This window comes from Hymenobacter metallicola (genome assembly GCF_004745645.1).
In the GTDB taxonomy this organism is placed as follows: domain Bacteria; phylum Bacteroidota; class Bacteroidia; order Cytophagales; family Hymenobacteraceae; genus Hymenobacter; species Hymenobacter metallicola.
The window spans coordinates 2,005,715-2,018,144 of record NZ_SRMB01000001.1; the positions used below are offsets into that span (position 1 = coordinate 2,005,715).

Sequence of the window (12,430 nt, forward strand, 5' to 3'; positions counted from 1 at the left end):
GCCGAAGCAATCCGTCCTCTGCGAAGGCAGACACTTCCTTTACCCAGAAAGCCCTTTATCGTTGGTTCGATAAAGGGCTTTTCACATTTAGAAGGCTTAGCACATTTCAGCGGACGGATGGCCGCGCTTCGCTCGCCATGACAGGTTTGCTTTAGCGCAGCTTTAACCGCACTGGAAAGTCCCCTTTAGGCCGTAGCGTAATCAGGGGCTGGGTGGGAATGGCTGGCTGGCCGGCAGGTAATTCTACTGCAAAATACCGCAGCAGCTCCAGGGTCACGAGCTGCATTTCGGTGAGGGCAAACTGCATGCCGATGCACAGGCGGGGGCCGCCGCCGAAGGGCAGGTAGGCGCCGGGCGCCAGGGCCGGCTGGCCCGGCGCAAACCGCAGGGGCCGAAACTCGGCGGGCTGCTGCCAATGCCGGGGCGCGTGGTGCAAACCGTAGATATAGAGCGAAAACAGGGTGCCCTTAGGAATACGTAGGCCCTGATAGTTGTCGTCGGCCAGGGCCACGCGGTCCACCATCCAGGCGGGCGGGTAGAGGCGCATGGCTTCCTGCACCGCGTACAGGGCGCGGCTCAGGCGGGGTAATTCCTCGAAGGCAAAGGCTGCCTGCTCCTGCCCCGTACGGCGGCCGGCCACTACCGCCGCCGTTTCCGCCCGGATGGCTTCGGCTTCGGTGGGGTGCTGCCCCAACAGGAGCAGCAGCCAGGTTAGGGCGTTGGCGCTGGTTTCGTGGCCGGCAATGAGCAGAATCAGGGCTTCATCGAGTACCTGCTCGTCGGTCATGGGCAGGCCCGTGTCTTCGTAGCGCACGTCGAGCAGCATCTGCAGCAGGTCGTCGGGCGGCGCGGGGGCCGCCGGGGCTTCGTTGGCCGCGCGGCGGCGGGCAATATAGCCGGCCAGCAACGTGCGGAGCTCGGTGGTAAGCTGGTCGTGGTAGCGAAACTGACCCCGCAGCCGAAACCACGGATTCAGATAGGGCTGCCGAATGGTGCGCACATAGAAAGCCTGGATTTCGGTAATCAGGCGTGCTACGTGGTCTAGCTCGGCGGCGGCAAAATTGGTGCTGAAGACCGAGCGGGCAATAATGCGGAACGTCAGCTCGGTCATCAGCTCGTGGGCTGCTACCGTTGTCACTCCGCCACTGGCCGCGGCCTGGGCCTGCAGGGGCGCCAGGGTTTCGGCTATAATTTCCTGCATCAGCGTCGTCAGCCCGGCTACGCGCTGGCGGTGAAAGCCCGGCTGAATCAGGCGGCGCTGCCGCAGCCAGTCGGCGCCTTCATTGGTCAGCAGCCCGTGGCCGATGTAGCGGGAGAAGCCCTGGGTAAACTTCGACTTGGCATAGTTGCGGTGGTTTTTCTGCAGAATATGCTGAATCAGGCCCGGGTCCCGGGTCAGAATAGAAGGCTGCACGCCGCCAATGAACAGCTGCACGGTGTCGCCGAACCGCTCCAGCGAGCTGTCCAGAATGGGCAGCGGGTCTTTGGCCAGGGCAAACGAGCGGAGAAGGGACTGCCAGCGGGGCACCCGGGGCAAGGACACAGCGGGAAAAGCAGAATCGACCATGAATACGCGTCTAACAGCGGGCAAGATTCAAAAGTAACCTGCTCATGGCGAGTGTGCCAGGAACCCAGGTTTATCTTTTTTAAGAATGACCTCGTAAGCTAGCAAGGGCGCGGCCTTACTCGACGCTCTCATCTGTTCCGACTCTTTCCAAACCAAACCCCTTCTCCTATGTGGATTCAGCAGCAACCTAATACCCCAGCACCTCTCGATGATCTGCAAGGGCGCACCGTGGGACTCAAATTTGAGTGTAACCACTGTCAGACCGAGGTCTTTACCGACCTGATTGGTGTGCCGGCCCCCGATCATCTGGCCAATTCCACGGAAGACGACGGCCAATTCGAGAAAGAAGAAATTAAGTGCCCCGGCTGCGACATGACCCACGAAATTACCGTGAAAAGCACTTTCGACGGCGTGCTGTTCGACGTATCGGACGTGAAGCCCGAAAGCGTGGCCTACCAAGTGAAGGTTTAACGAATAGTTGCTTTTCCGGCCGCTTCACCAAGCGGTTGCCTAAGCCCACTCACCTAGCCAGGTGGGTGGGCTTACTTTTTTATAAAGTCCTCAATAATACCGCTACAAACAGCCTTAGCCTCTCAATATCTACCGATTAATCAGCGTAAAAACAATAAAATATGCAATTTGACATGGCTCCGCTTTTCGTCAGCAGCGCCTCGGCACGACATTTCCCTTGGCGGCTGCCTGCTGCGAGCTATGCTTTTTCCAAAAAGGCCAAAACTCTATTTATCAAATAGTTACTTAAGCACAAATCACGGTTTCTTACTTTAGCTGACCAGGCAAGGTTGTCTTTGCAGAATAGCGCAGGGCTACTTAGCAAGGTTGCCATTGTATACAACTTTGGTAAAATGTCACTATTTTGCCCCATGCAGCCATTTTCCCTCGGCTGGTGTCAGTAATTATACGTGCGTTTGGGCCGAGTATTTTCCCGGGGCAGCGGCGGTCTATTATTCAGGGTTTCCTTAATCGGCAGCCTCGCAAGGGGGTGTCTTACTAGCGCAATGTTGACAAAAAATATACTCTGCCCTGCCGGGCTTTGGCTGTGCCTATTCAGCGGATTCGGCTGCTACGCCCAAACTACCGCGTCGCCGGCGCTGGCCTATGCCCAGCAGCTCTACACCAGCACCCTAGGCAATGAAGCCCAGCTGTTCAACGGGCCGGAGTACCTCAACTTTATTCAGAAATACCACACGGCCCGGGGGCACCAGTTTTTTGCCTCGGACGAGGCCCGCCCGGCTGCCATTACCTACGATGGCTACACGTACGAAGCCATACCCATACGCTATGACATCGTCAACGACCAGGTTGTAATCAAGCACGCTACCAGCCCGCTGCTGATCAAGCTGATTCGCGAGAAGGTCAACAGCTTCAGCCTGGACGGGCACACCTTTGTCTGGGTCGGGGCCGAGCTGCCTTCGGACTCGGAGATGAAGCCCGGGTTTTACGACCAGATTTTCAATGACCGGTTGCAACTGCTGGTAAAGCGCTACAAAGTGGTGCAGGAGCGGGCCACCACCCTGGGCACCGAAGCCAAGTTTTCGGAAAAGGATAAGGTCTTCGCTAAAAAAGATGGCGCTTACTACCCCATTACGGCCAAAGGCGACTTGCTTAAGCTGCTGCCCGACCGCAAAAAAGAACTGCAAAAATATATTGCCGAGCACAAGCTGAGCTTTAAGGCCGCGGCCCGGGAAGCCTCCCTGCTGGAGCTGGCGAAATACTACCATACCCTGTAAAAAGCGCAATTACGCCCGTACGGCCCGCTTGATTACCCTCTACCCTGCTCTCCTTTCAGTATCCTAATGAGCTACCTCTACCGCACCTTTTTATTAGTGCTACTCGTTGTTTGCAGCCCGGCTTTGTACGGCCAGAACGCGCCGGCCGAGCAAACGATAAGTGGCTCGTTCACCAACACGCCCCTGAGTCGTTTTATTGGGGAAATAGAAAGCAAAACCACCTACCGCTTCTACTTCGACCCGGCCACGATTGATAGTGTGCAGGTGAACCTGCAGCTCAACCAGACGCCCGTGCCCGCGGCCCTGGCCCAGGCGCTGGAAAAGACCAACCTGAAATTTGCCACCGATAATGCGCAGCGCGTCTACATTACGCCGGGCAAACCCCTGTCGACGGAGCTGCCCACCGACTTTTTCAAAACCGACCAGGCCGAAACAGTAGCGACGGCCGAGGAAACGACTCCGACGGAGGCTATAGAGGACAAAAACCGTTTCGCGAGTACGTCCGAGCTGAAGTTGTATAAGATCGGGGTCAACAAAGGCGCGGCGGGTAAGGCCAAAGCCACCCTGGCGGGCCACTTGCGCGACAATAAAACCGGGGAGCCCGTGGTGGGCGCCGCGCTGTTTATCGAGTCGCCGGCCATTGGCACCACCACCGACCAGTTTGGCTACTATTCCCTGACCCTGCCCGTGGGCCGCCACGACATCAAGATTCGGGGCATCGGTATCAAGAACACCAAGCGCCAGGTGGCTTTGTATGAGGACGGCAAGCTGGAAATCGAAGTAGAAGAAGATATTACCCCGCTGCGGGAGGTAATCATTGAGGCCGAGAAGGACAAGAACGTGGCCGGCATGCAGATGGGCCTGGAGAAGCTCGACATCAAGACCATGCGGCAAGTGCCCAGCGCCTTCGGCGAAACCGACATTCTGCGGGTCGTCCTGACGCTGCCGGGCGTGAAGTCGGTGGGCGAAGGCAGCACGGGCCTCAACGTGCGCGGGGGCGCCGCCGACCAGAACCTGATTTTGTTTAACGACGCCATTATCTACAATCCGTCGCACCTATTCGGCTTCTTCTCGGCCTTCAATCCGGATATTCTGAAGGGCGTCGAGTTGTACAAAAGCGCCATTCCGGCCAAGTACGGCGGCCGGTTGTCGTCGGTGCTGGACATTACCACCCGGGAAGGCAACAAGAAGAAACTCAGCGGCTCGGGCGGCATCGGGCCCCTGACCAGCCGCTTCACCCTGGAAGGCCCCATTCTGAAAGACCGGACCTCATTTATTCTGGGCGGCCGCCTGAGCTATTCCGACTGGATTCTGCACCAGCTGCCGAGCAAAACCTACAAGCAAAGCTCGGCCTCGTTCTACGATTTCAACCTCAACGTCAGCCACACCATCAACGACAAGAATACGCTGTATGCCATGGCGTATGTCAGCAATGACCGGTTTAAGCTCAGCACCGACACGGTGTATCGCTACGCCAACCAAGCGGCCAGCCTGAAATGGAACCACATCTTCAGCAACAAGTTCTACGGCGTTTTGTCGGGGGCCTACAGCCGCTATGCCTACCAGGTATCGAGTGAGAAAAACCCCGTCAACGCCTCGGAGCTGCGGTATCAGATCAACCAATCGAGCCTGAAAGCCGACTTCAACTATTTCCTTAATAACAAGCACACGCTGGAGTTTGGGGCCAGCAGCATCCTCTACGGAATTGAGCCCGGCAGCCTGCGCCCCGTGGGCAACGAGTCGTTGATAAAACCCGATATTCTGGGCGACGAGCAAGGCCTGGAAAGCGCCCTGTATATCTCCGACCGAATCGACGTGACGCCGCGCTTCTCCGTGTCTTTGGGCCTGCGCTACTCGCTCTACAACTCCCTGGGGCCGAAGGAGGTGTATCAGTATATACCGAGCGTGTCCAAGACGGTGAATACCATCATCGACACCGTTTCCTACAAGCCCGGGCAAATCACCAAAACCTACCACGGCCCTGAGTACCGCGTGTCGTTGAAATATGCCTTGTCGGACAACTCCTCGGTGAAGGCCAGCTACAACCGCACCCGCCAGTACATTCACATGCTGTCGAACACGACCTCGATGTCGCCGACCGATATCTGGAAGCTGAGCGACACGCACATCCGCCCCCAAATCGGCGACCAGGTGGCCCTGGGCTACTACCGCAACTTCAAGTCCAATACCATTGAGACATCGGTAGAAGCGTATTACAAGGATATCAAGGACTTCGTGGACTACAAGAGCGGGGCCACCATTCTGCTCAACCACCATATTGAAACCGATGTCGTAAACGCCCACGGCCACGCCTACGGGGTAGAGGTGATGGTGAAAAAACTGACGGGTAAGGTCAACGGCTGGGTGAGCTACACCTACTCCCGCTCCCTGCTGCAGGTCAATTCGGGCACCACCTCCGACATGATTAACGGGGGCAAGTACTACCCCAGCAATTTTGACCGGCCCCACGACTTCACCATGATTGGCAACTACCGGTTTAGCCGCCGCATCAGCTCTTCCCTGAACCTGACCTACAGCACCGGCCGCCCCATTACGCTGCCCCTAGCCAAGTACAACATTGGCAGCTCGACGCGCGTGTATTATTCGGAGCGCAATGCCTACCGCGTACCCGACTATTACCGGGCCGATCTGGCCTTCAACATCGAGGGCAACCACAAGGTCAAGAAGCTGGCCCACGGCTCCTGGACGCTGGGCGTCTACAACCTGACGGGCCGCAAAAACCCTTTCTCCATCTATTTCAAGTCTGAGAAAGGCCGCATCAACGGCTACCAGCTTTCCATCTTCGGCCAGCCCATTCCGACGGTTACCTACAACTTCAAGTTTTAACCCGGCGGAGTGATGCGCATCCTGACTAGTGTTGGTATCAGCATTTCGGCTCTTGTTGTGAGCGGCTGCATCACGCCCCTCCTCCGTTTACAACTACTTTCTCTGAATTACCTGACTATGCAGCATTTCCTTACTTATGGGCGGCAACACGGCTACTCTTGGGCGCTGGCACTTCTGCTCTGGGGTCTGCTCGGCCAGCCCGCAGCCGTGGCTCAGCAGACCGACTCGCTGAGCAGCATCAACCGGCAGCTGAGCCAGTACCGGCAGCAGGCCCTGCAGGAAAAGCTGTACCTGCACCTGGACCGCTCCCTGTACGTGAGTGGGGAGCTGCTGTGGTTTAAGATTTACGCCCTCGACGGGGCTACCAACCGGCCGTTGCCGCTAAGCAAAATAGCCTACGTGGAAGTGCTGGATGCCCAGCAAAAGCCCGTGCTGCAAACCAAGGTGAGCCTACGGAACGCCACCGGGCAGGGCTCTTTGGCCCTGCCCAGCTCGGTAGCCTCGGGCAACTATACGGTGCGGGCCTATACCAGCTGGATGAAGAACTTCAGCCCCGATTTCTACTTCACCAGTCCGGTCACCATTCTCAATACCTTCACCACGGCCGGACTACGCACCAGCAAGGACTCGGCCCGCTACGACGTGCAGTTTTTCCCGGAAGGCGGCAACCTCGTGAAAGGGCTCAGCAGCACGGTAGCCTTCAAGATAACCGACAGCGCCGGCCGCAGCCTCGAGGCGCAGGGCGTCGTGCTCGACCCGCAAAACAAAGTGGTAGCCCGCTTTAAAACCCTGCGCTTCGGCATGGGCCGCTTCACGCTGCTGCCTCAGCAAATCGGTGCGGCCTATACAGCCGTAGTCAGCCTGCCCGGCAAGCCCACCCTTAGCCGCAGGCTACCGGCCGTGTTCGAGCAGGGCTACGTGATGCAGCTCCAGGAAACTGCCGCCGACCAACTCCAGCTGACGGTGCAGAGCACGGCCGCTGCCGGTGGTAGCGGAACGACTATTTATCTGCTGGGCCACGCCCGCCAGCAGGTGGCCGTTTCGGCCAGGGCGGTGGTGCAGGATGGCAAGGCTGTGTTCATAGTTCGGAAGCCGGAGTTGGCCGCGGGCATCACGCACTTTACCATCTTCAATGAGCGGAAGCAGCCGTTGTGCGAAAGACTGTATTTCAAGCGGCCAACCGAGCAGCTCCGCCTCCAGGTCGCGACGGACAAACCCGCCTATGGCACCCGGGAAAAAGTAGGCCTGCGCCTTGCCACCGAGGCTGCCGCCGGGTCCGCCAACCTCTCTCTGGCCGTGTACCGCCTCGATTCGCTGGCGGGCCCCACGGCCCCGGCCTCCCTGCTGAGCTACGCCTGGCTTACTTCCGATTTGCGCGGCACCGTCGAAAACCCGGACTACTACTTCACCGCCCCCGACACTAGCCGGGACGTGCGCCAGGCCACCGACAACCTGATGCTGACCCACGGCTGGACCCGTTTCCGCTGGACGGAGGTGCTGACCAACCAGCCCCGCCAATTCGAGTTTCTGCCCGAACTCAACGGCCACCTCGTGCGTGGGGTCGTCACGAACCGCCTGACGCGGGCCCCGGCCAAGGATGTTGCGGCATACCTGGCCTCGCCCAGCCGCCGGATTCAGCTCTACAACTCGGTCAGCAAGGCCGACGGCACCATTCAGTTTGAAACCAAGGACTTGCTGGGCCTCAAGGAAATCGTGGTTCAAACCAACGCCCAACAGGACAGCTCCCATCGGATAGAAATTTTTGACCCTTTCTCGCTCAAATATGCTGAGTCGCGCCCGGTCCCAGTGGGGTTGCCGGCCCGCCTAGCCGAGGCCGTACGGCAGCGCCACGTGGGGGTGCAGGCCCAAAACACGTTCTTCCGCAAAAACCTGGCGACGTACGCCCCGGTAGCGACCGACAGTGTGCCATTCTACGGAGCCCCGAGCGAAAAATTCCGGCTCGATGACTACACCCGCTTCCGGGTGATGGAGGAAGTAATGCGCGAATACGTGCCCGGGGTGCAGGTGCGGCTGCGTAAGGGCAAATTCTATTTCCAGGTACACGACGACCCGCACGGGGTTATCTTCGACGAGGACCCGCTGGTCCTGCTCGACGGCGTCCCCGTGTTCAACACCAACAAAATCATGCAGATGGATCCGCTGCGGATTCAGAAGCTGGAGGTGGTCCGCAGCCGCTACCTCCAGGGCAACCTGCTCTACCACGGCGTGGTGAGCTATACCACGTATAAAGGCGACCTGGCCGGCTTCGTGCTCGACCCGCACGCCCTGGTGCAGGAATACGAGGGGGTGCAGCAGCAGCGCGAATTTTATGCCCCGCAGTACGAAACCGCCCAGGATAAGCAAAGCCGGCTGCCCGATTACCGCAGCTTGCTGTACTGGAATCCGCAGCTTGCCCTCGGTGGCAAGGAAGCCTTGGAAAAGCAGCTCAGCTTCTTCACCTCCGACCAGGTGGGCCGCTACCTGATTATGGTTCAGGGCCTGTCGGCTACGGGCCTGGCCGGCAGCAGCAGCCTGGTAGTAGAAGTAAAGCCGGCTCTATAACAGTACCCACAGGCTGCACTGACGCTCTGCCGCCCAGCCCAAACAAAAGCCCCGGTACCTCTTCTGGCGCCGGGGCTTTGTGCTTGTAGTCTATCCAAGCGGCGGCCAGGAACTCTGGGGGTCGTTACTTCTCTCGCTCGATGGTATAGTTAATGAGCTGCTCCAAGGAGGTACGGGAGGCCGACTCGGGAAAGCTGTGCAGAATAGCCAAGGCCTCGTCGCGGTAGCGCTTCATCACCGTAATAGCGTAGTCGAGGCCCCCGGACTCCTTCACGAAGTCGATAACCGCCTGCACCCGGTCGCGCCGGCCCTCGTTGTTTTTCACGTTGAAGATTACCCGCCGTTTGGTCAGCCAGCTGGCCTGTTGCAGGGCGTAGATCAGCGGCAGCGTCATCTTTTTCTCCTTGATGTCGATGCCCACGGGCTTGCCGATTTCGTCGGTCCCGAAGTCGAACAGGTCGTCTTTGATCTGGAACGCCATGCCTACTTTTTCCCCAAACAGCCGGGCCCGCTCCACCGTAGCTTTGTCGGCCCCGGCGGAGGCGGCGCCCACCGCGCAGCAAGAGGCAATCAGAGAAGCTGTTTTCTGGCGAATGATGTCGAAGTAAATATCTTCGGTGATGTCGAGGCGGCGGGCCTTTTCAATTTGCAGCAGCTCGCCTTCGCTGAGTTCACGCACCGCATTGTTCACGATTTTGAGCAGGTCGAAATCGTCGTTTTCCAGGGCCAGGGCCATGCCCCGCGACAACAGGTAGTCGCCTACCAGCACGGCTATCTTGTTTTTCCACAGGGCATTGATGGAGAAGAAGCCGCGGCGGTAGTTGCTTTCGTCTACCACATCGTCGTGCACCAACGTAGCCGTGTGCAGGAGCTCAATGAGGGCCGCACCCCGGAAAGTAGCCTCGGGCAGCGGGTCGCCCCCGCTAATTTTAGCCGTGAAGAACACAAACATGGGCCGGATCTGCTTGCCCTTGCGCTTCACGATGTAGCCCATGATTTTATCGAGCAGCAGCACGTTGGTTTGCATGGAAGCGCGGAATTTGCGTTCAAATTCCTCCATTTCGGCCGCAATGGGGGCCTGTATGACATCCAGGGTACTTTTCATGCAAGGGCTTGAGCAACTCAAAGCGGCCAAAAGCCGCAGCAGCAGCTCAAAGCGCTGCAATGATACGGGGCGGCACGGCGGTTTCCTAACTAATAGCCGGGCCTAAGAGTTTTTGCCCCTACTTTAGGCCCGCTTTGTCTTTTGTCTAGCCCGCTACGCCCATGTCTGCCGCCGCCTTACCCATTACGGTTGAGTTTCTGCTCACCTCTGCCCGTCACGCCCGGCCCTTTGCGGCCGACGTCCGTTTTCAGCCCGATGGACGGCCCAAGCCCGTGGTGGTATTCGTGCACGGCTTCAAAGGCTTCAAGGACTGGGGCCATTTCAACGTGCTGGCCGACTACTTCGCGGCCCACGGCTTCGCGTTTGTGAAGCTTAACATGTCGCACAACGGCCTCGTGCTCGGGGGCACCGGCGACCTGGAAGATCTGGAGGCCTTTGGCCGGAATAACTTCACGCTGGAACTCGACGACCTGGGAAGCCTGCTCGACTACCTGACCACGGCGGCCTCTTCGGTGCTGCCCGCCGCCGAGGTCGACTTCCAGCGAATATACCTGGTAGGCCACAGCCGGGGCGGTGGCGTGGCGATGCTCAAGGCGGCTGAAGATGCGCGGATACGGGCCGTAGCCGCCTGGGCCCCCATCAACAATGTGAATCCACGCTGGTCCGACACCGTGATGCAGCAGTGGAAACAGGACGGGGTGCAGTACATCGACAACGCGCGCACCAAGCAGCGCATGCCCCTGTACTACCAGCTGGTGGAAGACTTTGAAGCCAATCAAACCCGCCTGGATATTCCCGGCAACGTGCGCGAAAAGCTGCGGCAGCCTCTGCTGATTCTGCACGGCGACCAGGACGAAACCCTACCCGTGCAGATGGCCCACGACCTGAAAAGCTGGAAGCCCGACGCCGAGCTGGTCATTGTGCCCGGGGCAGGCCATATGTTCGGGGGCAAGCACCCCTGGGACGAGGATACGCTACCGGAATTGACCCAGCACATTGCCGACCGAACCATTGCTTTTTTTCGGGCGCACTGATGGGTTCCGCGTATCTGCTACTCGGTAGCAACCTGGGGGAACGGGAGGCTATTCTGCAAGATGCCGTGGCCGAGCTGGGTAAGCTGGCGGGCTCCGTGGTGGCCGTATCGGGCCTGTACGAAACCGCGGCCTGGGGTGTGGAAGACCAGCCGGCCTTTCTCAACCAGGCGGTACGGCTGGCCACTCACCTCCCTCCTACCGATGTATTGGCGGCCTGCCAGCACGTAGAGCAACTAGCTGGCCGGGAGCGGCTCATCCGCTGGGGAGCCCGCACCCTGGACGTGGACATCCTGCTTTACGAAAATCTTGTATTGAACTTGCCGCAGCTGCAAGTGCCGCACCCGCGGCTGCCGGAACGGCGCTTTGCCCTGGTGCCGCTGGCCGAAATTGCGGCCGAGGTGGTACACCCCGGCTTGAGCAAAACGGTGGCCGAACTGCTGTTGGTTTGTCCGGATAAGCTGGCTGTACGCAAGCTGAAAGGGTAAGCGCCCTTCGACTATAAACTACAGGCGTCAAGCCATTAGTAATGACAAAGCGCCCTGGTAAAAACGTTACCAGGGCGCTTTGCGGGTAGTGACAGGTTATACGGCGGCCGGGCTTCCGGCCGCTTCGGGCGCTATTTTCTTCACCAGCCCCAGCAAAACCTTACCGGGCCCGCACTCCACAAACTCCGTCGCCCCATCGGCTACCATCCGCTGCACACTTTGCGTCCAGCGCACCGGGGCCGTCAACTGGCGCACCAGGTTCTGGCGAATTTCGTCCGGGTCGCGGTGCGGGGCTGCATCTACGTTCTGATACACGGCGCAGCTACCGGCCGCAAACTGGGTCCGCTCAATAGCTTGGGCCAAGGCGGCTTCGGCCGACTGCATCAGGGGCGAATGGAAGGCACCGCCTACGGGCAGTGGCAAGGCCCGCTTGGCCCCGGCGGCTTTCAGCTGCTCACAGGCCAACTCAATACCGCGCTGGGAACCGGAAATAACGAGCTGGCCGGGGCAGTTGAAGTTGGCCGCCACTACCACGTTACCAGCCTGGGTGATTTCCTGACAGATACGCACGGTTGTCTCGTCGTCGAGGCCAAGAATAGCAGCCATCGTGCCGGGCTGTTCCTGGCAGGCGGCCTGCATGGCCTGGGCGCGTTGGGCCACCAGCTGCAAGGCATCTTCAAACTTGAGCACTTTGGCGGCCACCAGGGCCGAAAATTCCCCCAAAGAGTGGCCAGCTACCATATCGGGCCGCAAATCGGGCAACACGGTGGCTAGGGCCACGGAGTGCAGGAAAATAGCGGGCTGGGTAACGTTGGTCTGGCGCAGGTCTTCCTCTGTGCCGGAAAACATAACGTCGGTCAGGCGGAAGCCCAGAATTTCATTGGCGTGGTCCATGAGCTGGCGGGCGGCGGGCTGCTGCTCATACAAGTCGCGGCCCATACCCGTAAACTGGCTGCCCTGACCCGGGAAAATAACTGCTTTCATACAAGGAAAGTAAAAGCGGGAAACAAGTAGAGAGGTGGTTTTCGGGCGGCAAGATACAGGAATAAAAAAACCCGCTTTCAAGCTTGAAAGCGGGTTTC

General features: G+C 59.0%; 9 protein-coding genes. 6 read left to right on the top strand and 3 right to left on the bottom strand.

All coding sequences use genetic code 11. From position 1 onward, the window contains the following. Positions 1-151 precede the first annotated feature (151 nt). Entirely contained in the window at positions 152-1,591 is a 1,440-nt protein-coding gene (locus E5K02_RS08475; protein WP_167856325.1) for a cytochrome P450, read from the bottom strand. Positions 1,592-1,735: 144 nt separating this feature from the next. On the opposite strand from E5K02_RS08475, the gene E5K02_RS08480 reads away from it, so the two are divergent. The 4 genes from E5K02_RS08480 (at position 1,736) to E5K02_RS08495 (ending at position 8,724) form a co-directional block, all read left to right on the top strand. Next, positions 1,736-2,038: a hypothetical protein gene (locus E5K02_RS08480; RefSeq protein WP_135393959.1), complete on the top strand. Its 303-nt coding sequence runs from the start codon at positions 1,736-1,738 to the stop codon at positions 2,036-2,038. Positions 2,039-2,583: 545 nt separating this feature from the next. After that, positions 2,584-3,315 (top strand): hypothetical protein, encoded by a 732-nt coding sequence (locus tag E5K02_RS08485; RefSeq protein ID WP_135393962.1) that lies wholly within the window; start codon positions 2,584-2,586, stop codon positions 3,313-3,315. Positions 3,316-3,381: 66 nt separating this feature from the next. After that, the gene (locus E5K02_RS08490) at positions 3,382-6,162 is read left to right on the top strand and encodes a TonB-dependent receptor (RefSeq protein WP_135393964.1); all 2,781 of its coding nucleotides are present in this window, start codon (positions 3,382-3,384) and stop codon (positions 6,160-6,162) included. Positions 6,163-6,279: 117 nt separating this feature from the next. Beyond that, entirely contained in the window at positions 6,280-8,724 is a 2,445-nt protein-coding gene (locus E5K02_RS08495; RefSeq protein WP_135393966.1) for a hypothetical protein, read from the top strand. 124 nt (positions 8,725-8,848) lie between these two features. Here E5K02_RS08495 and E5K02_RS08500 read toward each other — a convergent pair whose 3' ends face one another. Next, complete coding sequence (locus tag E5K02_RS08500) at positions 8,849-9,829, bottom strand: polyprenyl synthetase family protein (protein WP_135393968.1); 981 nt, start codon at positions 9,827-9,829, stop codon at positions 8,849-8,851. 161 nt (positions 9,830-9,990) lie between these two features. Between E5K02_RS08500 and E5K02_RS08505 the strand changes: the two genes are divergently transcribed. Then, positions 9,991-10,863, top strand: coding sequence for an alpha/beta hydrolase family protein (locus tag E5K02_RS08505; protein ID WP_135393970.1), 873 nt, complete (start codon positions 9,991-9,993; stop codon positions 10,861-10,863). Beyond that, positions 10,863-11,348: a 2-amino-4-hydroxy-6-hydroxymethyldihydropteridine diphosphokinase gene (gene folK, locus E5K02_RS08510; RefSeq protein WP_135393972.1), complete on the top strand. Its 486-nt coding sequence runs from the start codon at positions 10,863-10,865 to the stop codon at positions 11,346-11,348. The genes E5K02_RS08505 and folK overlap by 1 nt, the downstream gene beginning before the upstream one ends. A 96-nt stretch (positions 11,349-11,444) precedes the next feature. Here folK and fabD read toward each other — a convergent pair whose 3' ends face one another. Beyond that, the gene (gene fabD, locus E5K02_RS08515) at positions 11,445-12,332 is read right to left on the bottom strand and encodes an ACP S-malonyltransferase (protein WP_135393974.1); all 888 of its coding nucleotides are present in this window, start codon (positions 12,330-12,332) and stop codon (positions 11,445-11,447) included. Positions 12,333-12,430: the final 98 nt, after the last annotated feature.

What these genes read in the sequence shown, in the direction of transcription:
- E5K02_RS08485 (WP_135393962.1), top strand. Translation starts at nt 2,584, where the DNA reads ATGTTGACAAAAAATATACTCTGCCCTGCCGGGCTTTGGCTGTGCCTA.
- E5K02_RS08480 (WP_135393959.1), top strand. Translation starts at nt 1,736, where the DNA reads ATGTGGATTCAGCAGCAACCTAATACCCCAGCACCTCTCGATGATCTG.
- E5K02_RS08505 (WP_135393970.1), top strand. Translation starts at nt 9,991, where the DNA reads ATGTCTGCCGCCGCCTTACCCATTACGGTTGAGTTTCTGCTCACCTCT.
- E5K02_RS08500 (WP_135393968.1), bottom strand. Translation starts at nt 9,829, where the DNA reads ATGAAAAGTACCCTGGATGTCATACAGGCCCCCATTGCGGCCGAAATG.
- fabD (WP_135393974.1), bottom strand. Translation starts at nt 12,332, where the DNA reads ATGAAAGCAGTTATTTTCCCGGGTCAGGGCAGCCAGTTTACGGGTATG.
- E5K02_RS08495 (WP_135393966.1), top strand. Translation starts at nt 6,280, where the DNA reads ATGCAGCATTTCCTTACTTATGGGCGGCAACACGGCTACTCTTGGGCG.
- folK (WP_135393972.1), top strand. Translation starts at nt 10,863, where the DNA reads ATGGGTTCCGCGTATCTGCTACTCGGTAGCAACCTGGGGGAACGGGAG.
- E5K02_RS08490 (WP_135393964.1), top strand. Translation starts at nt 3,382, where the DNA reads ATGAGCTACCTCTACCGCACCTTTTTATTAGTGCTACTCGTTGTTTGC.